Annotated in this window: 23 protein-coding genes; 10 read left to right on the top strand and 13 right to left on the bottom strand. The window is 33.2% G+C overall.

Annotated features, from left to right (window positions below):
- Positions 1-238 precede the first annotated feature (238 nt).
- From BBI01_RS04220 to BBI01_RS04200, 5 genes are all read left to right on the top strand, one after another.
- Complete coding sequence (locus BBI01_RS04220; RefSeq protein ID WP_065393449.1) at positions 239-1,402, top strand: T9SS type A sorting domain-containing protein; 1,164 nt, start codon at positions 239-241, stop codon at positions 1,400-1,402.
- Between the two features lie 140 nt (positions 1,403-1,542).
- The gene (locus tag BBI01_RS04215) at positions 1,543-4,194 is read left to right on the top strand and encodes a 4-alpha-glucanotransferase (RefSeq protein ID WP_065393448.1); all 2,652 of its coding nucleotides are present in this window, start codon (positions 1,543-1,545) and stop codon (positions 4,192-4,194) included.
- Between the two features lie 139 nt (positions 4,195-4,333).
- On the top strand, positions 4,334-5,296 hold the full coding sequence (locus BBI01_RS04210) for a hypothetical protein (RefSeq protein WP_065393447.1): 963 nt from the start codon (positions 4,334-4,336) through the stop codon (positions 5,294-5,296).
- A gap of 179 nt (positions 5,297-5,475) precedes the next feature.
- A complete protein-coding gene (locus BBI01_RS04205; RefSeq protein ID WP_065393446.1) occupies positions 5,476-5,922 on the top strand; it encodes a DUF4890 domain-containing protein in 447 nt (148 codons plus the stop codon).
- 127 nt (positions 5,923-6,049) lie between these two features.
- Positions 6,050-6,559 carry a ferritin gene (locus tag BBI01_RS04200; RefSeq protein WP_065393445.1) on the top strand — a complete coding sequence of 170 codons (510 nt, stop codon included), beginning with the start codon at positions 6,050-6,052 and terminating at the stop codon, positions 6,557-6,559.
- A 594-nt stretch (positions 6,560-7,153) separates the two neighbouring features.
- Here the strand turns inward: BBI01_RS04200 and BBI01_RS22470 are convergent.
- Positions 7,154-7,378 carry a hypothetical protein gene (locus BBI01_RS22470; protein ID WP_123862079.1) on the bottom strand — a complete coding sequence of 75 codons (225 nt, stop codon included), beginning with the start codon at positions 7,376-7,378 and terminating at the stop codon, positions 7,154-7,156.
- 172 nt (positions 7,379-7,550) lie between these two features.
- Complete coding sequence (locus BBI01_RS04195) at positions 7,551-10,691, bottom strand: UvrD-helicase domain-containing protein (RefSeq protein ID WP_065393444.1); 3,141 nt, start codon at positions 10,689-10,691, stop codon at positions 7,551-7,553.
- Positions 10,692-10,872: 181 nt separating this feature from the next.
- Here BBI01_RS04195 and BBI01_RS04190 point away from each other — a divergent pair, with 181 nt between their 5' ends.
- The 4 genes from BBI01_RS04190 (at position 10,873) to BBI01_RS04175 (ending at position 14,108) form a co-directional block, all read left to right on the top strand.
- A complete protein-coding gene (locus tag BBI01_RS04190; RefSeq protein ID WP_065393443.1) occupies positions 10,873-11,616 on the top strand; it encodes a hypothetical protein in 744 nt (247 codons plus the stop codon).
- A gap of 3 nt (positions 11,617-11,619) precedes the next feature.
- Positions 11,620-12,435, top strand: coding sequence for a hypothetical protein (locus BBI01_RS04185; protein ID WP_065393442.1), 816 nt, complete (start codon positions 11,620-11,622; stop codon positions 12,433-12,435).
- 31 nt (positions 12,436-12,466) lie between these two features.
- On the top strand, positions 12,467-13,276 hold the full coding sequence (locus BBI01_RS04180) for a carboxypeptidase-like regulatory domain-containing protein (protein WP_228393931.1): 810 nt from the start codon (positions 12,467-12,469) through the stop codon (positions 13,274-13,276).
- A 97-nt stretch (positions 13,277-13,373) separates the two neighbouring features.
- The gene (locus BBI01_RS04175) at positions 13,374-14,108 is read left to right on the top strand and encodes an SIMPL domain-containing protein (protein WP_065393441.1); all 735 of its coding nucleotides are present in this window, start codon (positions 13,374-13,376) and stop codon (positions 14,106-14,108) included.
- Between the two features lie 56 nt (positions 14,109-14,164).
- Here the strand turns inward: BBI01_RS04175 and BBI01_RS04170 are convergent, their stop codons facing one another.
- From BBI01_RS04170 to BBI01_RS04150, 5 genes are read right to left on the bottom strand one after another with little or no spacing between them, the layout of a single operon-like run.
- A complete protein-coding gene (locus tag BBI01_RS04170; RefSeq protein ID WP_065393440.1) occupies positions 14,165-14,677 on the bottom strand; it encodes a GNAT family N-acetyltransferase in 513 nt (170 codons plus the stop codon).
- A 2-nt stretch (positions 14,678-14,679) separates the two neighbouring features.
- Positions 14,680-14,901: a PspC family transcriptional regulator gene (locus tag BBI01_RS04165; RefSeq protein ID WP_034695702.1), complete on the bottom strand. Its 222-nt coding sequence runs from the start codon at positions 14,899-14,901 to the stop codon at positions 14,680-14,682.
- A gap of 1 nt (position 14,902) precedes the next feature.
- Entirely contained in the window at positions 14,903-16,165 is a 1,263-nt protein-coding gene (locus tag BBI01_RS04160) for a DUF2851 family protein (protein WP_065393439.1), read from the bottom strand.
- Between the two features lie 27 nt (positions 16,166-16,192).
- Positions 16,193-17,341: an N-acetyl-alpha-D-glucosaminyl L-malate synthase BshA gene (gene bshA / locus BBI01_RS04155; RefSeq protein ID WP_065393438.1), complete on the bottom strand. Its 1,149-nt coding sequence runs from the start codon at positions 17,339-17,341 to the stop codon at positions 16,193-16,195.
- Positions 17,342-17,345: 4 nt separating this feature from the next.
- The gene (locus BBI01_RS04150) at positions 17,346-19,073 is read right to left on the bottom strand and encodes a glycoside hydrolase family 3 protein (protein WP_065393437.1); all 1,728 of its coding nucleotides are present in this window, start codon (positions 19,071-19,073) and stop codon (positions 17,346-17,348) included.
- Between the two features lie 116 nt (positions 19,074-19,189).
- Here BBI01_RS04150 and BBI01_RS04145 point away from each other — a divergent pair, with 116 nt between their 5' ends.
- Positions 19,190-19,741, top strand: a complete 552-nt coding sequence (locus BBI01_RS04145; RefSeq protein ID WP_065393436.1) for a hypothetical protein — start codon at positions 19,190-19,192, stop codon at positions 19,739-19,741.
- 270 nt (positions 19,742-20,011) lie between these two features.
- On the opposite strand, the gene ribA is transcribed toward BBI01_RS04145, so the two are convergent.
- From ribA to lolB1, 6 genes are read right to left on the bottom strand one after another with little or no spacing between them, the layout of a single operon-like run.
- Complete coding sequence (ribA, locus tag BBI01_RS04140; protein ID WP_065393435.1) at positions 20,012-20,608, bottom strand: GTP cyclohydrolase II; 597 nt, start codon at positions 20,606-20,608, stop codon at positions 20,012-20,014.
- 18 nt (positions 20,609-20,626) lie between these two features.
- Positions 20,627-21,085: a hypothetical protein gene (locus tag BBI01_RS04135; protein WP_065393434.1), complete on the bottom strand. Its 459-nt coding sequence runs from the start codon at positions 21,083-21,085 to the stop codon at positions 20,627-20,629.
- The gene (locus tag BBI01_RS04130) at positions 21,082-21,696 is read right to left on the bottom strand and encodes a DUF4254 domain-containing protein (RefSeq protein ID WP_065393433.1); all 615 of its coding nucleotides are present in this window, start codon (positions 21,694-21,696) and stop codon (positions 21,082-21,084) included. Before BBI01_RS04130 ends, BBI01_RS04135 begins: the two co-directional genes overlap by 4 nt.
- 15 nt (positions 21,697-21,711) lie before the next feature.
- Complete coding sequence (locus tag BBI01_RS04125) at positions 21,712-21,927, bottom strand: twin-arginine translocase TatA/TatE family subunit (RefSeq protein ID WP_065393432.1); 216 nt, start codon at positions 21,925-21,927, stop codon at positions 21,712-21,714.
- A 31-nt stretch (positions 21,928-21,958) separates the two neighbouring features.
- Positions 21,959-23,521: a M23 family metallopeptidase gene (locus BBI01_RS04120; protein ID WP_065393431.1), complete on the bottom strand. Its 1,563-nt coding sequence runs from the start codon at positions 23,519-23,521 to the stop codon at positions 21,959-21,961.
- Positions 23,518-24,363: a lipoprotein insertase outer membrane protein LolB1 gene (gene lolB1 / locus BBI01_RS04115; RefSeq protein WP_065393430.1), complete on the bottom strand. Its 846-nt coding sequence runs from the start codon at positions 24,361-24,363 to the stop codon at positions 23,518-23,520. Before lolB1 ends, BBI01_RS04120 begins: the two co-directional genes overlap by 4 nt.

The following is a 24,363-nucleotide window of genomic DNA, read 5'->3' as shown; positions in this document are numbered from 1 at the left end:
TCCTCCCTAGCCCTGATAGTAACGGCTACCCCGCAGCTGCATTGGATAGCTGGATGCTTTGGGTGTTGGAAAGTAAGGTGCGAGGAGTATAAGTGGATAGCAGGAAATAGCTCCTAAAAATTATATTTTTGATTGAACTTTAAAAATATAATTCAAATCTAAGTTTTTTTTGTTTTTTGAATTTTTAAATTGTGTAACTTAGTCATAACAAATTGTTTATGATTTAAATATACATGCTATGAAAAAACATTTATTCCCTTTATTTTTATTACTCTTTAGTGTAGGCGTTCAGGCACAACAAGACTTTTTTGCTATTACAGGAAAGGAAACTTCTGGTATTAATTTCAATGATTTCAGAGTATTGGATGGCATTAATGGAACTTCTGGTGAAAAAATTTTTACATCAGATTCTTCATCTAAAATCTATTCACAGACCAGAAGAGGAATTGTTGTTGAAGATCGAAATTCATTTAACAATTCTCAGGCAGTAACAATGGCAGCATTAGCTTATGATTCTTCGAACAATAATCTGATATATATGCCTATGTTTTCATCTAATATTTATATGTTAAATGCCAGAACAAAAGAGATTACATTGATTGAAAATAGTGTAGCGAGAGTTTCTTCTTGCGATATCAATTCTCATATTACGAGGATGGCTACAGGCATTGATGGTCATATCTATGCTATCAATAATGCTGGGACTCAGTTTTTACAAATCAGTAAAAAAAATGGATCTTATATCGTAACTGATTTGGGAATCATTAAAGATGATGCATCGAATGGTAAGAATTCTTTTACTACAATGGAATCTGGCTTTGGTGGAGATATGATTGCTGATGTAGAAAATAACTTTTATGTTTTTGCTGCATCAGGAAATGTTTTTAAAATTTCTCCTAAAACATTAAGAGCAAAATATGTTGGTAAAATTGCGGGTATTCCAGAGAGTTATTCTGTGAATGGATCTGCTGTAAATGAACAAGGTAAAGTTGTAATAGCAAGTGCCAAAGGATCTCCTTTATATGAGGTAGATTTGGAAACTTTACAGGCAAAACAATTACAAAGCGAAAACCTGCATATTTATGATCTTGCGAGCAAATACTTTATTAATGACAAAGTTTCTTCCGTAAGCAGCTCAAATACTATAGATATTTATCCTACAAGAGTAGATGAACATTATATCAACGTTCACATCAATAATAAGAATATAAAAGGAAATCTTAAACTTAATGTTTATGATCTTTCAGGAAAAAATATAATGTCTCATAGCTTATCAATTAATGATCATTCTATTGATCAAAAGGTTCATCTTAAAGAACTAATTACAGGAGCATATATTGTCAGTTTAACCGATGAATCCGGAAAAATAATGTTAAACAAGAAGATCCTGGTAACAGAATAATCCGGTGAAGAAATAAATACTAAAATATTTGACTTATCATTAAACCTTTTCAGTGTGTTGAAAAGGTTTTTTAATGATTATTTGATATTCAAGAAGTTTTATTTTTCGATATTTAATACTATTTTTATAAAAAAATATAGATGAAGCTATACTTTAATGTAGAATATATTGTAAAGGCTGGAGAAAATCTACAGTTGGTCATAAGTGAGGAAGGAGCTTCGGCTCATATTCATACTATGTTTTCTGCAGAGAACGGTTTATGGAAATGCGAAGTGGATTATTTTTCAAAGTCCATTTCCTATCAATATCGGGTGGTGAATGAAAAAGGGAATATTTTAAGAGACGAATTTGTATCGCATCATCTTAATTTTCCTCACAATTATAAAGAGTTTGTAATCTTTGATGAATGGAATAATAAAAATTTTCCTGAGAACTATTTAAACAACAAAATTCTTTATAACAAATTTCACGATTTTACACCAGAAAAGTCTACTGTATTAAAGAAGCATACTCATTTATTCAGAATTGAAGCTCCTATCTATAATCGTGACTGGAGAATTGTATTGTTTGGAAGTACTGCCTCTCTGGGAAACTGGGATTATGGTAAAGTTATTCCTTTGTATCAGACTGATTTTGGGGTTTGGGAAACATCTGTTGATATTCCTGAGGATGAATTTATTCAATTTAAATACTGTATTTACGATAAAAAAGAAGGTAGAATAATTGATGTAGAAACGGGAGAAAACAGATTTACAGCTGCGAATCCGCAGGAAGATGTTTTACAGATTGTATCCAATCATTATTTTAAATTTAAAGGTTACCAAATGTATCATGATGCGGGAGTTGCGGTTCCTGTATTCTCTTTAAGAAGTGATGATGGATTTGGAGTGGGAGAGTTTACAGATATTAAAAAGCTTGCAGATTGGACGAAGGAAACGAACCTTGGGATTATTCAGATTCTTCCGATCAATGATACTACAGCTAATTATTCATGGACGGATTCATATCCTTATGCTGCAGTATCTGTCTATGCTTTACATCCACAATATATTTCACTTGAAAAGCTTGATTTTTCTTTACCGAAAGAGTTAGTTAATGAGTATCTGGCTGAAAAAGAGACATTAAATAATCTTGATCTGATTGATTATGAAAAGATGATCGAAGGTAAATGGAAGTATCTGAAAGCTGTTTTCTATGCAGAAAAAGACAAGATTTATAAAGATAGAAATTTTAAAAAGTTCATCAAGGATAATGAATATTGGTTAGTTCCTTATTCCGCATTCTGTGTATTGAGGGATAAGTATAAAACACCAAATTTCAACGAGTGGAAAACTCACAAAAAATATATCGCAGGAAAGATTCTGCAATTCGTTTCAACAAAAAGTAAAGATTATGATATTTCCATGCTTCATGCTTGGGTGCAATATCAACTTCATGTACAGTTGAAAGATGCAGTAGATTATACTCATAGTTTGGGAATTTCTTTAAAAGGAGACTTACCAATCGGGATCTATAGATATTCTGTAGAAGCCTGGACAGAACCTGAATTATTCGGAATGGATTTTCAGGCTGGAGCACCACCAGACCAGTTTACAGAACTTGGACAAAACTGGGAGTTCCCAACTTATAATTGGGAAGCGATGAAAGCTGATGACTATCGATGGTGGAAAAACAGGTTTAAAGCATTGGAACAATATTTTGATGCAATGAGGATAGACCACATATTAGGTTTCTTTAGAATCTGGAGAATGCCTATATCTGCCGTACAAGGGATTTTAGGGTACTTTTATCCGGCTGTTCCTATCGTATTGGATGAATTTAAAGCATGGCAGATTCCGTTTAAATTTGACAGGTATTGTAAGCCATTTATCAACAATGAGATATTATGGAAATATTTTGCCGGAGATAGCGAAAAAGCAATTGCATTTATGAATCGTAATGAAGATGGTACGTATTCATTTAAAGAAGAATTTAATACCCAACGAAAACTGGTAGATTCTTTCCAGAAAAAGTCACTTGGTCTTTTTGAGGAGAAATTAGTTTCACTTTGTGCTAATGTACTATTCTTAACAGAAGAGAGAAACGGAGAAACTGTTTATCATCCAAGGTTCAATGTTTATAGTACAGAATCCTATAAATATCTTCCGGAAGCTGAACAGAAAAATATATACGATCTTTACCATGATTATTTCTTCAGAAGACAAGATCATTTATGGTATGAAAAAGCCATGGAAAAACTTCCGGTGATCCTGAATGCTACTAAAATGCTGATTTGTGGTGAAGATTTGGGAATGGTTCCTGCATGCGTACCTGTTGTTATGGATGAATTGGCAATCATCGCGCTTAAAGTTCAACGTATGCCAGCGGAAAATATTCCTTTCTATGATCCTCGTAATGCAAATTATATGAATGTAGTTACAGCTTCGTCTCATGACAGCTCTACATTAAGACAATGGTGGAAAGAAGATCCCGCTTTGACACAAAAGTATTTTAATCAACAATTGATTCAATATGGAAAAGCCCCTCAAGAATTGACACCATATTTGGCAGAGATTATTATGAAGCAACATCTTTATAATGAGTCAATGTTGGCAATTTTCCCTATTCAGGAGTTTCTGGCAACAGATGAAAGGCTTACTAACAGTAAAATGGATAATGAAAGGATCAATAATCCGGCTGTTTTCCCTCATTACTGGCGTTATAGAATGCATTTGAAACTAGAGGATCTAAAAGAGCAAAAAGTATTTAACGAAAAAATAGCTCATTGGATTAAAGATAGTGGAAGGTTGTAAATTTAACACTTGATTATCAATAAGTTAATAATATTTTAAAAGAAGTTTAATCTCAGGATTTAACTTCTTTTTTTTATTTGTATCAAAAAGATAGAATAAAGATATTCTGCTATATATTAACCAATTAACGACTGTAAGGATGAAAAAAATATTTTTAGGATTGGCTTTTGGGTTAGGCGTTTTGACGTCCGCTCAGCAGTATCCGAATAACGGTTGGGGTGATGATGGTTATTATCAGAATGGTGATGGTTATTATGGCGATGAAGATGACCGGAATTATTTCCCTGATGATTATTATTACAATTATCCACAGGATTATTATCCAGGGGATTATTATCAAAGTTATTATAACGACTATAGAAGTAGTATCATTAATATAGACTGGAATGGTTTCTTTATTCAAAATAGATTAAACCGTTGGCAGGTGGATCAGATTATGAGATTGAATAATCTTTATGCAAGTTTTACTGCCTGGGATAATTTCTATCGATATAATCCGGACAGATGGTATTATGATAGATTTTATGCGTTGGAAAGAATCATGGGACCAAGAGTATTTGTTGTATTTCAGAATAATTATTACAGAGGAAGAAGTCCTATAGTATATTTCCAGGATTACAGAAGAACCTATTATGGACCAAGATATTCTGTAATGCCAAGATATAGAAATGTAAATATCAATATCTACAGAATAGACAGATCAAGATATAGAAGAGCGGATAATCCTACTTTTGAAATTTTCAGAAATACAAGCAGACCGAATAATGGTTTCAGAAACTCAGGGAATTCAAATGGTGGCTTCCGTGGAGAAAATAACAATGGAGGTTTCAGAAATAACTCAGAAGGATTTAGACGAAATTCGGATAATAATAATGGATTCAGAACAAACCCAAATAATAATGGCGGTTTCAGAAATAGTAATGGTGGCGGATTTAGAAACAATAATGAGGTAAAGAGAGAATCAACGCCTGCAAGAGAAAATAACAGCGGATTCAGAAATGGAAATAGTGGTGGTTTCAGACAACAAAGATCTGAAAGTCCAGCTCCAAGCCAAAATCGAAGTAATGGTGGCGGTTTTAGAGGAAGCTTAGTAAGGAATTAATTTTCATATATTATATTTAAGTGGTGTGAAGGACAGGTTTTTATAATCTGTCCTTTTTTTTGCTTTTATTTTGATTTATTTTTATTAAAAATTAACATTATTTATGAATTTGTTAATTTAACTTATAGTTTTTTGATTAATCAAAAAGATATAATAACAATTAATTAAATTTTAAAGAGATGAAAAAATTAGTTTTAGCAATAGCATTTATCGGTATGGGAAGTTTTGCAATGGCACAACAGACAACTCCACAAGACAAAGAAGCGAGAAAAGCAGAAATGAAACAGAAAATGCAGCAAAAAGAGCAGGAGCATATGGCGCAGATACAGAAAGATCTTAATCTTAATCAATCACAAGTTGCTCAGGTAAAGGCATTACATGAAAAAAGAAAAGCTGAAATGAAAGCTGATTTTGAAAAAAATAAAGAAGTAAGACAAGCCAAAATGGAAGAAATGAAGGCTAAAAGAGCACAGATGGATGCTGACATGAAGAAGATTCTTACTCCTGAACAATATGATAAATGGCAGGCAGACAGACAAGCTAAAATGGAACAGAAAAGAATAGCAATGAAGGATAGAAGAATGATGAAAAAGCCTATGAATACTGCTGCTCCGGAAGCAAAATAACAGTTCATAATTTTGATTTTTTAATGTGTAAAGGATGGATTTTTTTCCATCCTTTCTGTATTAATTTTCCGTAAAACTTTTGATTTCGGGCATTTATTCCCTATTTTTGAATATAAATTTAATACTTATGGTTAGCGAAAAAATTGCAAAATTAATTAACGAACAAATTTCTCACGAACAATACGCCGCTCAATATTATCTTTCAATGTCTGCATGGTTTTCAGGGAAAGACCTGGACGGAATTGCCAACTACTTCAGAGTACAAAGCAAAGAAGAATTAATGCATGCAGATAAAATGTTTGATTATCTGAATGACGTAGGTGGAGAAATCATCATCGGAGAAATTCCAAAACCTCCACATGAGTTCGAAAGTGCAACGGATATTTTTGAAAAAGCATTGGCACATGAGAAAGTAGTTACTAAAAGTATTTTTAATATTGTAAAAAATGCTAATGAAGAAGGAGATTTTGCAACAACATCGTTCCTTCAATGGTTCATCAACGAACAGGTAGAAGAAGAGGCAAGTGCTTCTCAGTACGTAACCAAGATCAAAATGGTATGCGATAATCCATCTGCATTATATCTTTTTGACCAGGAATTATCTCAAAGAGTATTTACTCCTGATACAACTGCTTAAAAATTTAAAAAGTTTTAAACAATAAGAAACCGCTGTTCTATAGAATAGCGGTTTTTTTATAAGTGATTTAATATTCAATAGAAGTGAGCTTTAATCCAATTTAAAGCAGAATAAACAGCTAGTTCAGCTTTGCACAAATTTATCATTAATTTGTTGTAGGTTTTTGATTTTTAGAAGTTTATTTTTAATCTATATTTTTAGTTTAATGTTTTTGCTATTACAAAACGGTTTGTATAGAATGACTATTATTAATAGTATACAGTGAAAAGAGTGAAACCATGGATAATAGATACAAAGCAAGCAGGAAAATTAATTTTTTGCTAGCCATTTCTTTTTTCCGGATATAATAAGCTTGTAGCAGAAATAATATCGGATATAATATGGTAATGAAAAGAAAGGAAATAAAAAGATAGGTCATGAGCAACGAAAATATACTTTGAAAATTGATGATATCAGGATTCCGATTAAAGTAAATATGTGCCGTTTTATCCCAATAATAGATAATAGTTAAGACAATGAAGAGGCTAAAGCTGATCCATTGAAAATGAAATAATGCCTTCCAGTTTTTAAAGATAAAATTTTCAAGCATAAAATTTATTTATTCCGTCTTTGCCTTTGTATTCTGATAGCTAAAATAAAAACAACCGCTCCAATGATACAGCTGGAAAAAAAAGACTTTAAAAGATTTTCCGCAGGCATATATCGAAAACCTTCTTTCGTTACCGGCGGATCTATATAATCTAGAATATTAAATACGACAACTCCTGACATAGTCATGGTGATGATACTTATGAGAAAAGAGATTAAATATATTTTCATGGGTTTTTAGTTACTTAGAAAATTGTTGTAAACTTTCTAACTTGAATTTTTATCCGTTCAAGTACATAATTGATTAGATTGTAATGTGAATAAAAATAATCAAACCTTTTCTATTTTAGATGTTTTTTATCTTAATTATATGATATTTTTTAGAAATATAAAGTATTAGGCTTTAAAGGTAAATGATTTGTGTTTTTATAACATTTTTACCAAGCCTTTTCAGAATATTCTTATATCCCTGTACTTGTAACTCATCTTTCTCTTTCGGTTCACCGGTTTTAAAATCAACAATAATATAACCATCTTCGCTTTTTAGAATACGGTCTGGTCTTGAAATATGACTTTCTCCATTTTCAGAAATCATGATATCTTTTTCATTGATTACCTCCCATTTCTCATCAAAAAATTCCGCATACTTTTTTATGATCTCCTGCAAAGTTGCCTGAATTTCATTCTTCTCTTCAATAGTAATCTGTCCTTCCAGTGCATAACCTTCCAATACTTTGTTAATATCTTTCTCAGTATTGATCTTTGATAAAAGTTCGTGGACGAAAAGTCCAATCCTTACTTTCTCATTACGAACCTGGTAATTTTTGGAAGGAGTGGCAATTTTAATAGAAGTTGTCTTTTCATTCACATTTTTCAAATTCTGAATATTCTGTGTTTTAAAAGATGAACTTTTGGTTTTTGAATGTTTCTTTAACATCTCAGGATTCACTTCATAAAGATCAAATTCATCAGCATTCTCCGTATTTTTTGTTTGAATAAATTCTAAAAGTTCCAGATTATTAGACGTTTTATTTGGCTTTTGAAGATAGAAAAACAGCTGTTCAACAGGTCTTGTGGTGGCTACATATTGTAGACATAACCTGTCAATCAGATTTTTATAAGAATTTTTCTTGTTAAAGGATTGTATTTGTTCGTCATAAACCTCAAGGTTTTTACTGAACTGATTTATATTTACTGATTTTAATGCAGCACTTTCACTAGTCTCAAACCAGTTTGTAAACTCACTGTCTCGGTTTTTATTGATCATGGGAATAAAAACAATTGGGAACTCTAATCCTTTAGACTTATGGATCGTCATAATCTGAATAGCATCAATGTTTTCCGAAGCCTGAATTGTATATGAAGAAGCTTCTTCATCCCAATATTTTAAAAACTCTTTTGTACTTACCCCGGCATTTTGAGTAAAATTGAAAAGCATTTCCAGAAAGTTCAGAAGGAAGTCGGTTTCTTTATTTTCTACAGAAAATTCATTGATGTAATATTCAATAAAATTATAAAGATTAAACCTAGGGAAATTATCCTGCTTAAGTTGTAAAGAATATTTCTGCTGAATAAACTGAAGAATTTCGTCATGACTTTCAATACCCAGTATTTCCAGCATATCAAGCGTAAAATCTGTCATATGAACCTTCCCGAGTGTATTCAGATGATACATCATCATAATCAGACAGGTTCTGTTTTTAGGATTGATCTCCCATCGTAGAAATTCAATTACAGCCTTCAGTGTATTGGATAGTTCAAGCGTAAGACCTTTATCAGAAATAGTTTTGATATTGGTTTCATCGCCATTGTAATTTACTTTTAAATTACCCAGCTTTTGTGAATAACTGAAAATATCAAAATTTCCACGACACAGAATGGTAATATCAGAAAACTTAAAGCCGTTGTTCAGGCACTCCTGAATATCCTTTCGCATACTCTCTGAAGTATCATCATAAAACTCTTCGTTTGTAAGGTTTTCTATCAAATTTACTTTTACTCTTCCGTCAATTTTTGACTTAGAACTTTGTTCCGCATCTGTACCAAAAATATTCTTATGTTCTTCTTCAAGACCTTCAGAATGATATTGGTACAATTCATTATTAAATTGGACAATATTCCTTGCACTTCGCCAGTTGTCTTTTAAAACTAGAAGATCTGCTTCTTTAGGTGAAAATTCCTTTTTATTGATAATATCCAACATCAGCTTACTTTCTCCACCTCGGAATCTGTAAATACTTTGCTTTGGGTCACCTACCAAGGTAAATGAAGTGTTTTCAGATGAAACACTGTGATCTCTCAATGGAACAAAATTCTGCCATTGAAGCTCTGAAGTATCCTGAAACTCATCAAAGAAATAATGCTGAAACTGTGAACCTACTTTCTCATAAATAAAGGCTGAAGGCTCGTTTTTAAGATTCTCATTGATCAGAATATTAAATTTTGAAAGTAAAACAAGATCATTTTCTTCCTCAATCTTTTTAAGCTCATCCTGAATATCTTTATTAACCTTTAAAGGCAGCAAAGCAGATAAAACTTTTTCTTTCTTCTGCGTTTCAATATACAGGAGAATCAATCTCATTCTGCATTCAATAAGCTGATCAAGAATTTCTAAAATATCAGCTTCCTTATGCTTTGATTTTGAAGAAGCTCCCTTTCTGTAATTATTAATCACAGACTCTTCCTGTGTAGTAGGAAAAGGGAATCCCGCTCTTTTCTGTTGATAAAAGTCTATAACTTTTGTAAAGAATCCCCCGATTCCGTTTTTTCCTTGCGCAAAATCTTCAATCTCAATATTTCTGGATTTGAATAAATCAATAGCTGCTGCTGCAAGTTCGACAGATTGTTTTTTATTCAGGATAATCTCTTTACGGAGCGTATTCTTTATATCTTCATAATTGGCATCATCAAAACTTTCGTTGTTTTTCAGATGTTCATAGTGAATATCTTTTACAAACTCTTTTGCAGAATCATATAGATTTTTGTTAAGATTAATCCTTTCATTATTCTCAAGGCTGTAATCCACATAATCCATAAAAGAATTGGAGATCGTTTCATTCTCACCAATTTGATCCAGCATTTTATCTACTGCTTCAATTAAATAAGGTTCCGCTTCAATTTCGAGATTAAAGTTTTTTGCTAATCCCAGTTCATAAGAAAAACTTCTTACCAGCCTTGAATTAAAACGGTCAATTGTTCCGATATTCAATGTAGAATAATTGTGCAGAATGTGATCCAGTAACTTTTTAGATCGTTTATGCAGTTCGTCAATGGTAATTTTCAGACCTTGTTCCTCGAAGGCTTTCTGAATATTTTTAAGATCAGCATTCTCAGCATAATTGCCGGCGGCAAAATTTCCAAGCCAGGACAAAATTCTCTCCTTCATCTCGTTGGCTGCCTTATTGGTGAACGTCAACGCGAGAATATTCCTTATCGATTGCTGTTGATTCGGATAACGGAGACAGATCATCAGGAGTCTCTGAACCAGGGCATAAGTTTTCCCAGATCCGGCTGAAGCATTGATGACTGTATAAGAATTTTGCATTGTAAAAAGAGAATTGAGACTGCAAGTTAGCTAAAATTTAAAAGAAACTTTAACAATTCGATCCGGCTATTTAACAGTTTTCGTGTCAAAAAGCGAAAAGAAATATTAAAAGGCGTTAAGTGAGGTTAAACTTATCGGATAATTTAAAAATAATTTTAGCTTTGCTTTATAAAAACAGCCCGTGAAACTAAAACTATTCTTTATTTTATCTCTTCTTCTTTTTCTTCAGGTAAAAGCGCAAAGTTATATTTTCGGGAGGATTACTTCTGAAGGTTCTGAAATACAAGATGTAAATGTGATCAATATCCGAACAGATGAATTGGTATTGTCAAATAGGGACGGACATTTTATGATTTCAGGAAGGGCTGGAGATGAACTTCGTTTTGTAAAGGCAGGCTATGAAAGACTAAGTAGAAAAGTTTCTCAGCAAGATTCCCAATCTCCCATGAATATTGATCTTGTGCGAACTATTATTGAAATTCCAGAAGTAGAAGTAAAGCAAGGAATCACCGGAAATCTGAAAATTGATTCAAAGAATTATAACAGACCGAAAAAAGTTTTAAAGCTAAATGCAGAGATAAGCCAATATATTTCCCAGAAGTCCGACCCTAGAATATTGGCTGCGAAACCAGGAGAGTTTGTACAGCCTAAAGGAGAAGGTTTTGTTGTTGGAAGTGTCAAAGATAAATGGGATGATATTGATCTGATGAAGTATATCAAAGCTAGTTTGGGTGAAGAATATTTTACCAACCTTAAAATAGAAAAGCCACTCATTGATCATTTTATTTCTTATGTTTTGGCAGGTGGATTTGAAAGAAAAAAGATTTTAAAATACGGATTTTGCAGTGATGCCGATCTCAATAGATTTCAACGTTTTGTACTCACACGAATTTCATCATATCGAGCACCGAAGACGCAAAAATAACCCATGAAAACTATAACCAAACCAAGTTTGTATACGGCTATGCTTTTAGTATCCGGTACAGTATTTTCACAACAAAAAATTGCAGGAATTGTTACCGATAACAGCAATGTAAATATTAATCCTGTATTGATTGTGAACATTTCAAAACAGACCAATACATTGAGCGATACCTCCGGGAGATTTACAATTGATGCTACAGAAAATGATGAGATAAGATTCGTAAAAGACGGATATTTCAGATCAGTTAAAAAAATTTCAAAAGATGATTTTAATATTTCTTTATTGATCATTCTTAAAAGAGAAGAAATTGAAATTCCGGAAGTAAAAGTAGCTTTTAAACCCACCGGAAATCTCGAAAATGACAGTAAGCGTTTCAATGAATCTAAAAAATTGAAAGCTTTAAAGTCTGATATGGATGAATATTTAAAAAGACCTTTGAATGAGCCAATACCTAAAAATACCATTTCAAAAACTTTTAGTGGACATGATTTCAATGCCGGACAAGCAGATGTTTTAAAAGTGATAGGAGCAGCTATAGGATTATTCAATAAAGCCACTAAACCAAAAATCACAAAGGCTACATATGGCGAGTATCAAGTTTTTATGACAAGGCTTAAAAACGAAGTGGATTTAACCTTTCTAAGAAAATATGAAATGGAAGAGGAACAGATTGATGCATTTTTATATTATGCTGAAGACGCGCAGGAATTATCTAAAAAGTACAGAAAAGATTTTAGTAAAGCAGCTTTAGAGTTCGAACTGAAAAAGGTCTTTGCAGAATATAGTAAAACACATAAGTTAACGCCGAATAAAGATTAATATTCGTATTTTTAAGATTCAAAGAATAGGATTGGGCAATACATTCAGAAATATAAGAGTACATGGGAAAAAACTTTTTCCTTTCCTTATTGTGCTGTTCAGTAATCTTTTATTATCCCAACAGACAGTAACCGGGAAAATTATTGATGATAGCGGAGAAAGCTTGAGTGCTGTAACTATTGTTAATATTTCTAGTGATAAAAAAATATACTCTAATTCAGAGGGAATGTTTTCTATTGAAGCAAATCCCGGTGATGAACTTAGGTTTGTAAAAGAAGACTTTAGAAGAGTATCCAAAAGAGTTCTTACGGATGGTAGTAATCCACAATTGTTGATAACTCTGTATCAGATTCCAAAGGATGTAGGTGAAGTGAAAATTGTCAAAAAACTTACTGGTGATCTTGAACAGGATTCCAGAATTGTCGCCAAGGTAGATAAAGGAGAACAGGTGAGACAAGCAGTAGGACTTCCGCAGCCTGTTGGTAAAATGAGAGAAAAACCGGCAGAAGTGAAGAGTGTACTTTTGCCTATACTTCTTGGAAATCTGAATGTACAAGGAGTATATGATCTGGTTAGCGGTAAAGCAAGAAAACAGAAAAGACAATACCGATATGATGATCTTCAGGAGCATATTGCCTGGGTTCGAAATAGAATCAGCAATGATTATTTTATTCAGGCTGGAATTCCGGCAGATAAAATTTCTGAGTTTATAGAATTCTCATTTTTAATAAAACCTCAGGTTCGAACCTATGTAAAAGCAAGAAACCTATCCGGAGTGATGCTTAGAATGGAAGAAACTGTACCACTTTTCCTTGAAAGACTGAAAAGCAGCCATAGGTAAATAAAGTTTCTTTCATTTAATAATGTTAAGAAAATCTTAAAATATTGGAATGGAAATTGATACAATATTCTCATAATCAAACACAATCCAAAATTTTATGAATAAAAATATTATCGCAGTTGCTGTAGGAGCCTTAGGTTTTGTACTTGGACTTGGCTTTTTAGGAAATGCTATTAAAAACAGAAATAAATCTGAAAATACAATATCAGTAACAGGCTTGGGAACAAAGCAGTTTATTTCCGATCTGATTACATGGTCCGGAAGCTTTTCCAAAAATAATTTTGATCTGAAATCAGCTTATGATGAACTTGCACAGGACAGAAAAGTGATTAACGATTATCTCCTTTCAAAAGGAATAAAACAAAGTGAAATTGTTTTTTCTTCCGTGGATATTCAGAAACAGTTCAGAAGTTATAATGATACCAACGGAAATTATGTACAGGGAGAATTTTCCGGTTACAACCTTACCCAAACCGTTTCTATTGAAAGTAAAGAAGTAGGAAAAATTGAAAACCTTTCCAGAAATATTACTGAGATCATCAACCGCGGAATTGAATTTACGTCCTCTTCACCATCTTATTTTTACACAAAATTAGCCACCGTAAAACAGGAAATGATTGCGAGTGCTACAAAAGATGCTAAAGAACGTGCAGAAAAAATTGCAGAGAACTCAGGTAGCAGTCTCGGGAATCTGAAAAAAGCAACTATGGGAGTTATCCAGATTACGGCTCCGAATTCAAATGAAGATTATTCTTATGGTGGAACATTCAATACTTCTTCTAAAGAAAAAGAAGCGAGTATCACAATAAAACTGGAATATGAAGTAAATTAAAATATATAACTTATTTCAACAAAAAAATAACGCCGGAAATTTTCCGGCGTTTTATATTAAGGATAAACCGTATTGCAAATTTCGCTTTTAAGTTCCTCCACATTATCAGGTGTGTAATTTGCCAATAGCCATAGGTTCAGCGATTTTTTTCCTTCACCATAACTAGGCTGTACATATGTGGTATCAATCAGTTCAAAACTGTTTCTTTGATAGAAAGAATAACGTCTTTTAGCGTCTTCATTCAAATCCTCAGGCTCTATTTCCAGGATTATTTTAGGATAGGTTTCCAATAGATGTCCCATGATCTGTGATCCTAGTTTTTTACTTCTGAAAGCCTCAAAAACTTCAAAATGTTCCACAAAAACAAAGGAGCTTAATTTCCATAAAATAAGATAGCCTACAGCTTCAGACTCATGTACTACAGACATAATTTTTGCCTGTGGAGTTGAAAATAAATCTGTAAACTGTTTCTTATCTCTCTGTTCATCTACAGGAAAAGTTGTCGTATATGAAGCATAGATTTCCTGTACTCTATGATCTCCAGCTGAAGTAATCGGTAAAAATTCCATAATTATAAATCAAAGACACTTGGTCTTCTTGTGATAAAAATATCTTTAATCCACAAAGTAAATGCCAAACCAAGATAGATCAGGAAGAAAAATCCCGCTGTAGCAAAGGTAGAATAGATAAAGAAGATTCTCAATTTGGATACAGGAATTCCAAGCTTAGCTCCCGTTCTCGTCAGAACACCAAACCATTCTCTTTCCATTTTATGACGAATATTACTTAGCATTTCAAGATTCTTTTAAAAGTTTAAATCCAATACTGCAAGTTAAGCAATTTTTTTCGTCACATAAATTTTTATAGTGATAAATAAGACTCTGGCTTTCCATAGCATCGGATATAGACACACCAAGATTTTTCCATCCTTGAACAAGTGAATTTTTTTCGGCCGAAATATTTCTATAAAACTCCATAATCTGATCTGTAATTTCCTCATTATGATACTTATGATAGGTATACTTCAAAGGAAGAACAGTATTAAGAATGATGAGGTTTGTAAAATCTTTACTTAAAGTTTTAGACTGAAGTTTTGAAACCGTTCCGAAATTAAAATGAGAATCCCAATATTCAGATGCTTTTACAGGTTTAAAAATATCATATAATTCTTCAACGTTTTTAGCCGTCATTATTTTTGAAAATAAATTCTGATGTTGGTAATAAAGATTAGCAAGCTGAGAAAGACGGATTGTGGAAAAATTAGGAGGTCTGAGTCTTAAAAATTTAGGGTAAAATTTTAAATCTGAAATCTTGAATTTGGCTTTGAGGAACTCAAACTCTCTTTTCCATATTTTCATCTGTTCATCTTCTGCCTTATCTAGCCATCCTGAAATGCCAAACAGTAAAGCTTCAAGCTGAAAAGGATTCTGACGTATTTTATTCACAATACTATAATCAATACTTTCTGCAATCTGTTTAAAAATATGAGCATTCACTTTTAATCCAAAGGAATAGGCAAAACTGTGAAATAAAACGGCTTCAAAATTATTTTTATGAACTTCTAAAGCCTGTTCAAGCTCTAATGATTTTTCCTCTAACTTTTTCAGAATATTTTCCTCATGAAAGTTGACCGGAATTTTTTCCTTATTAAAAATATCTTCACAGGCAATGAACTTACTTTCATTGATAAATTTTTTATACTTATTGATGATATCTTCATCAATATAATGTTTCAGCTCTAAGGTAGGAATTCTTTTATCTGTAAATTCGGAGATTTCAGCATCATGTAGAAAAACCACATGAAGTATGATATTTTGATAGTTGGGATCCTGAGAATGATTATGAAAGATCCAGTCTGAAGAACGGATATGAAGTTCTATATTTCCGGCAAGAACTAAGCCGTTTATTTTAATTTTAGCATCCAGAAAATCAGGACCAGCATCCTTATTCCATTTCCCGGATTGTATGATTTCAACGGAATTTCCTTCAATATCCTTGAAGTCATAATATTTGAAAACTTTATAGTTCCAAAGATATTGAAGTAGTTTTTCCGTCATAGTGTGACGATAAATATAATAGAAATATTATACTTTCGTCAACTCCTTTTTGAAATTTTCTATAGTCGTTCTATACATTTTCTCATAAATAGGAAGAATGTTTTTCAAATCGAATTTTATAGCCTGTTCTTTCGCATTTTCTTTCATCTTGGTTAAAAGTTCTTCATTGCTCAATAGCTTGATTGTATAGTTGCTCATCGCTTCTACATTTCCAATCTCGGCTAAATATCCTGTTTCTCCCTGAATATTCACTTCAGGAATTCCTCCTGCGTTTGAACTGATCACCGGTGTGTAAGCTGCCATAGCCTCTAATGCCGCCAATCCGAAACTTTCCTGCTCGGAAGGAAGAAGAAATACATCGGAAAGCTGCAGGATTTTGTAAAGATCATTTACTTTCCCCAAAAGACGGATTTTTGAAATAAGATCCGGGTTTTCTTCCAGGAACTGATTTACCTTTTCCATATCAGGACCTTCACCAATAATGATAAGCTTGGATTTTACCTTTTTCTCTACATTTTTAAAGATCTGAAGTACTTCATCCACACGCTTTACAGGACGTAGATTTGATACGTGAATCAATATTTTCTCATCAGGATTGGCAAACTGTGTTCTCTGGCATTCTGTGCAGTCATCAAACTCGGTATTATCAATAAAATTGGTAATGACCTGAATCTCTTTTTTGATATTAAAGAACTGAAGAGTATCCTTTTTCAGACTTTCAGAAACTGATGTAATTGCGTCAGATTTATTGATAGAAAATTCTACAGCGTGCTTATAACTTGGATGCTGTCCTACAAGAGTAATATCTGTTCCATGCAAAGTTGTCACCAAAGGAATATCATTATTATCTTCCTGTAACATTTGCTTAGCTGTAAAGGCTGCATATGCATAAGGAATAGCATAATGGGCATGTAAAAGATCAAGTTTATAAAGATTGACAACTCTGTAGATCATAGAGCTTAACGCAATATCATAAGGTTGATACTGGAAAAGAGGGTAGGTCTGAACATTTACCCTGTGAAAGAAAATATTCGGATTGGTGATATCTAATCTTGCGGGAAGTGCCGAACTTATAAAGTGTACTTCATATCCTTTATTGGCAAGAGACATTCCCAGTTCCGTTGCTACAATTCCGCTTCCTCCATATGTTGGATAGCAAAGTATGCCTATTTTCATTAGATTATTTTTGTTTTGATGTTGTGTTATTTTGTTCTGTAGTAACAGTCGCGTCAAGGTCTATACCCATTCCTGCTTTCAACTGGTCATTGACTAAAACAGGAAGTCTTCCCCATATTTTTGTTTTTCCTAATAAAGCATCTGCAGTCGCATTCATTGAATCTTCATTATTTTCATAAGAAACAAGAACTGTTGAGATTTTTGAGATATCAAGATCCTTTAGAGCATAAGCGCTTCCGAATACATTAAGGATAATATTTTGTTTTTTAGCCGTTAGATCTGCAAGAACTTTTTTAGATTCATCAGAAATTTTATAGGGTTTATAAGCTGTTGAATTATCTTTATGAAGACCTACTATTATTGTAGATCCTGTAGGAATACTATTGATTTCATTAACTTTTTTAATAACAATATTGGCTCCCATTTTATTAGCAAAAGTCTGATAAGGTGCTTCTTCTAAAGGAATATAATAAACCTGTTTTCCTGAAATAGGGAGTAGATTTTTTTCATCTTTTATTAAGGTCAATGCGTTGGCATAAAGGTTTTGAACCAATGTTGTGTGAGAACTGTTATCAAGATCAGCATTGATGTTTTCCGGATTCTTTGGAGTATATTTTGTAAGTCCTAAGAAATATTTTGTTAATAAAATTTTCTTTACACTTTCATCCACTCTGGATTGTGGAATTTCTTTGTTATCTATTGCTTTTTGGATCAATTTCTTCCCTTCAGAAACACCCTGAGAGAAAAGCATAATGTCATTACCTGCCTTAAATGCTAGAGCGTCCAGTTCACCAGGCTTATACTTATTGGCAACTGCTCCCATATTTAAGGCATCAGTAATGATTAGACCTTTATAGCCTAATTTGCCTTTCAATAAGCCGGTAATAATATTTTTAGAAACAGAAGCAGGAATTCCTTTTCCCGATTCCAGCGTGGGAACATATAGATGCGCGACCATTACTCCTCCGACTCCTTCGCTCATCAAAGCTTTGAACGGAGCCAGTTCTATTGAACTCAGTCTTTCCATATTGTGAGAAACTACCGGAAGATCAAGATGCGAATCTGTACTGGTATCACCATGACCAGGGAAATGTTTAATGGCTGCTAATATATTATTATCCTGAAGACCGTTTGAATAGGAAAGAGCAGAGCTGATCACATTATCTACTTCAGAACCAAAACTTCTGTTACCAATAATAGGATTGTTGGGATTAGTATTAACATCCACCACCGGTGCAAAATCCCAATTGATGCCCATTCTGTGGCAGTCTTCTGCTATTTTTGCTGCCATTTGATAGACAAGGCTTTTATCCTGAATAGCTCCAAGAGTCATTGCCCAAGGAAATTTGTGTGCTCTGGCAATTCTTTGGAATAATCCCCATTCTGCATCCATCCCGATCATTAACGGAATTTTAGAAGTCTGTTGAAATTCATTAACCAGATTGATTTCTTTAGCAGCATCATCCTGCATTAAGATTAAACCACCAATTTTATCGTTGGTAACAATATTCCTTACCTGATTGATATAGTCTTCTCCTTTATTGGTATAAAGTGCAACAATAAACAATTGTCCCAGCTTTTCATCCTGAGATAGATTTTTATAGGTATTATCTACCCATTCCTGAGCTTTTTTGAGATCTTCCTTAGAAGTGTTTTTAGGTTGATACTGGGCATTGATCTTAGGACTTATCAATGCAGCAATAAAGATTGAAGTATATAATAATTTCTTCATGACTTTTTGAATAAGAACAAAAATACAATTAAAAAAATTGACGAAAACAAAGTTTTTGAAATTTTTGGTATATGATTTGAATACGCAATATAAATAATAACTAAACTTTTATAAAAATGAAAAAAATTCTTCCACTTATATTATTAGCCGGTGTCGGATTTCTTACATATAGTTGTGATAATAGTAACGATGATCCAGTAGTTGTAAATCCTGGTCAGGATAGTGATACACTTCCTGAAATGAAAGACGTAAATGTGAGTTTGAACAGTTCAAATAGTTATTCACATGTTGAGTTACTAAACCTTCAGAATACTGATGTTGTACTAGTTTATAGGAAAGATCCTAATGCAAGTAATGCATGGCAGTTAATTCCTAAAAATTATAAATTGATTAACAATAGAGAGTTTGGGTATAATTTCTTATTTAATAGAGAAAAAGTAGAAATTTATACAGAAGGAGAGGCTCCGGGTACATTATCTTCTTCAGAAGCTGGCACCTATTTAAATAATCAGACTTTTAGAATTGTATTAGTATATGCTAATGCAGGTAAAGTAGTTGGTAAAAATACAGCAAAAGTTAAAGCGGATGTAGATTACAACGATTACAATGCTGTTGTTAAATATTATAACCTTGACGAAAGTAAGGTTAAAACGGTAAACGTTAATTAATCAAGAAATATCTTTTCAGTTTTTTATAATTAAAAAAGTCCCGGGAGAAATCTTCCGGGGCTTTTGATTTATAATTAAAGGAGAGTTATAAGTAATATTAATCTGATATACTTATATAAAAAGAGAGGTATTAGCAGAAATTGAGTGCTATATTTCATCACAACTCTATTGACTTATATAAAATCCAAGTTAGAATAACAAATGTGTATAGAGAATCTTAAAATATGCTACAATAAAAAAGCTTCAGATATTCTGAAGCTTTTATTTTATTTACTTATCATTGTCATCGAGTAGATGTCCAAAGAAATCTTTTTTAGTTTTTAAGTAGCCTTTGCTTATCTCATTAGCCGGGATTTGTAAAGGAACTCTGGAGTTCAGATGAACATTACTGTCTACCACATATTTTACCTTTTCAGGATTATTGGTAAGGAGGTTGATATCTTTTACATCTAATAAATTAAGAATTTCAATAGCTACTCCAAAATTTCTGTCATCTGCAGGAAGTCCTAATTCAAGGTTTGCCTGTACTGTATCAAGTCCTTTTTCCTGTAATGAATAAGCCTTTAGCTTATTGATGATACCGATGTTTCTACCTTCCTGACGAAGATATATGATGATACCTCCGTTCTCATGAATATATTTCATAGCAGCATCTAGTTGCTGACCACATTCACATTTTTTTGAATGGAAAACTTCTCCTGTAATACATTCTGAATGAAAACGAACATTTACTGGTTTGGAAAAATCCGTATTTTCAGCAATGATAGCCATGTGAGGCATCCAATCGTTTACATTTTCGGAGAAAGCGATCATTCGGAAAGTACCGTGCTCGGTAGGAACATTGGCTTCCGCCTGAATTTTAATCATTGATAATTCAATTAGTTTTTAACTTCCTGGTAAAGCATCTTCGATAACAGAGATATTGGTTTTTAAACGGACTAAATATCTGTTTAGAACTTCATCATCATCCTTCTCTAGACTTTGTCTTTGCTTTTGAATTTTTCTGTATGATTTTTCGAAGCTTTTTAATGCTCTGCTTTTACCTGCAGAATTATTAGCATCTATAGCATATAAATAATTCTGAAGACTGTATTTCAAACTTGTAATCTCATCATTCAGCCCATTGTTCTTAAACTTTGGAAAAGTTGATATGATATTTGAAATTTCAGAAGCGTTTACGTTTTCCTTGATATTGATATTAAAACTCTTCTTTGAGCCTCTATCAGAATCAGATCCTTTTGTATCGCTGTAAAAGTTATTTGACAGCGGAGAAAGGTTAAGCTTCTCCGTTGCGCAGGAAGATGTTAATATTATTAATACTCCAAAAAAAACTAGTCTTTTCATTTCTGTTGCCCTTTTTGATAAAGGATTGGGTTAAGACTTTCATCGTTATACATTTTCATTTGTTTGTATACCTTCATCTTAACGTTACCGTTCTCAATATCAGCAAGTAACTGATTTATAGAAGTTGATAGATCTTCCTTCTGAGTAAGCAGAACATCCAGTTTAGCCTGGCAGTTATTTCTGTGTTCTTCAGAAGCGGATTCTCTATTGGCTTCTAATGACATATGATAGACCTTTAATGCGAGAATAGATAATCTGTCTACTGCCCAAGCGGGAGTTTCCGTGTTTATCTTTGCATCAGGTTGAGGAGTTATATTTTCAAACTTATTAAGGAACCAGCTGTCAATATATTCTACCAGATCAGTTCTTTTCTGATTGGAGGCGTCTATTGTTCTCTTTAATTGAAGAGCTTCAACCGGATCGATATTTTCATCTCTAATAATATCTTCTAAATGCCATTGAACGGTATCAATCCAGTTCTTTGCATACAAAATCCGTTCCAAACTATCTTTTTCGAACGGGTTATTAATTAGAGTGTTAACGTCATCAGACACGTGATAGTCTTCAATAGATTGATTGAAGACTTTCCATGCAGTCTCAGTAAATTTCATTAATTCTAAGGAATTTTAGTTGCTGGAAGAATTATTGTTTGTTGTAGAAGACGATTTGTTTTCAGAACCTGGCTTGTCTTCTTCTTTCACCGCATCTTTAAATTCTTTGATTCCTGAACCTACTCCTCTCATTAATTCCGGAATTTTCTTTCCTCCAAAAAGTAATACTAAAAGTATTGCTACGATAAGGATATGTTGCCAAGATAAGGCAAGTATTGTTAGTGTATTCATCTCTTAAAATTTTTGCAAAGTTACACTTTTTTTAATATGAAATCCAACCTAGTGGATCAACTGGTGTACTTCCGTTCCATACTTGGAAATCAAGGGTATAAGCACCATCAAAATCCTGAGCTACAGTTCCTACAGGAGTTCCTGAAGAAACCTGCTGTCCTTTGGAAACACTTACACTTCCTAAGTTGGAATAAATAGTAAAATAGCTTCCGTGTTTAATGATCACCGTTTTGGTTCCGTCATTATTTGCTAATACAGAAGATACCGATCCCGGATATACCGATTTTGCGCGGGTTCCGGATGGAACAGAAATTTTAATACCGTTATTTTCTTCTGTAATATTTTTGAAAACCGGGTGTGGTTGTCTTCCGAAGCGGTGAGTGATCTGTCCGGCTCTGTCTGCTGGATAACCAAGCCTTCCTCTGTTATCGGCAAAGCTGCTTCCGGCAGCTGTAGTTACGCCATAGCTTGTCATAGCTTTCGATTCTGCAGCTTTTTTCTCTTCTTCTTTTCTTTTCGCAAGGGCTGCTTCAGCTGCTCTGGCTGCTGCTAATTTATCTGCTGCTGCTTTTGCATTGGCTGCTGCTTCATCAGAAGCTTTTTTCGCTGCAACTTTTCTTGCTTCGTCTCTTGCATTGGCTTCAGCTCTTGCGGCTTCTTCATTACGTTTTCTTTCTTCTTCAGCTCTTTTTGCAGCAAGTTCTGCTGCTCTTTTTGCTTCAGCTTCAGCTATTCTTCTTTCTCTTTCAAGTGCTTCAGCTCTTGCTTTTGCTTCAGCTTCAATTCTTGCTTTTTCTCTTTCTGCAGCTAGTTTAGCTAAACGTATTTTTTCTGCTTCTGCTTTTTTTCTTGCTTCTTCTTCAGCTTTTGCTATTCTGATTTCTTCAGCAATAATGGCTCTGATCTGTCCCTCAAGAGCTTTGGATTGAACCTGTTTTTGTTTCAGTTCGGCAGTAAGCTTGGATTCATTCTTTTTAAAATCAGCTACCAATTGCTCTTTTTGAGCTCTTTCCGCATTTATAGTTGCTAAATCCTTTTGTTGATTTAGCAGAAGGTTTTCTTTCTCTTTTACAGAGTTTTGTTTTTGAGTAATTGATTTTTTGATTTGATTAGCTGCATCAGATATTTCAGCCGCTTTTTTATCCTGATAGTCTGAGTATTGCTTTAGGTATTGTACTCTTCGTATTGCCTCGCCCAGATTTTTTGAAGAAAGAATGAAGGTTACTTTATTCTGTACCCCTTTATTTTTATAAGCGTTTACCAAAACTTCAGCATAATTTTTTCTGAGAACCGCCAATTCTTTATTCTGGCGATTGATCTCAAGCTGACGAAGATAAATATCATCTTCAATAAATCTCTTTTCTTTCTGAGTATTATTGTAGACTTTTTCTCTTAAAACCAGCTTTTGATTAACGCTGGTAAGATAGGCTATGGAAAGTTTGGACTCGCTTCTTGTTTTAGCTAAATCCGTATTTATCTGTGCAATTTGTTTTTTAAGTTCGGCGTTCTGTTTTTGCAATTGTTCCTTTTTCTGCTGCCCTTGGTGCAGCCCGAACAGAAGAACACCTATTAAAAAGCTAAATTTTTTAATCATTTAATCTCAATTTTCTTATAACTGGATGGTACAGAATAAGGTGTTTCCATCCTCGAAAAGTCAAATTTCGTATTTTCTAGTAAAATTTGACTGGATTTTGAGCCTTTTATAATTATTTTAACATTTTGCGGAAGGCGAATTCCATTGTATTCATTCCAGTCACTGTAAGATATTTCTAATTCATCAGGGGATAAAACATCCTTTAGATTGACGCTTAATAAATCATAATTGGTATCGTACTGAAGGGCAATTTTGTATTCTCTGGTTTTCTCATCCGTGACAATTTTTTGGTTTACATTGGAAACCATTTTATATCCTTGAGCATTTTGTGTTAAGGTAAATTGTGAATCGCTGATCTTTACAAAAGTTCTTCCTAAGAGAATTTTTTCCAGAGATTTATAATCAATGAAATTAACGTTTAATAGATTGTTTAGATATTCAAAATCGGAATCGATATACGTTTTACTTGTTTTATCTTGTCCTTTTATTCCTTCTGGGGTTGCAATTCCTCTTGCTACATTAATGAAAAGAGCTCTCAGATTCATCCAGACCTTTTTATCATTTTCAATATAAATAGTAGCGTCTAATGTTGGAACAAAACTGCCTGTTTCCACGCGAACTTTGCTGTCAATTTTTATTTGATCGAATTTTGGTGGAATCAATACATGTTCGTAAAAAGTAAGTTTATCTCTTACTGGTTGGTTTACGTCTTTTGGATTTCGATTATCTTCTGTTGTTGTAATACTATCCCGTTTGTTGTCTGTATCATTTTTTACAGCATTACGGGTCTTACATGATGACAACGAAAGGAGTAATAAAAGAAGTGGAATCCAATTTTTCAT

Source organism: Chryseobacterium artocarpi (genome assembly GCF_001684975.1).
GTDB lineage: Bacteria > Bacteroidota > Bacteroidia > Flavobacteriales > Weeksellaceae > Chryseobacterium > Chryseobacterium artocarpi.
Note: the sequence above shows the minus strand (reverse complement) of the source record. Positions and strands in the feature narration are given on the sequence as shown.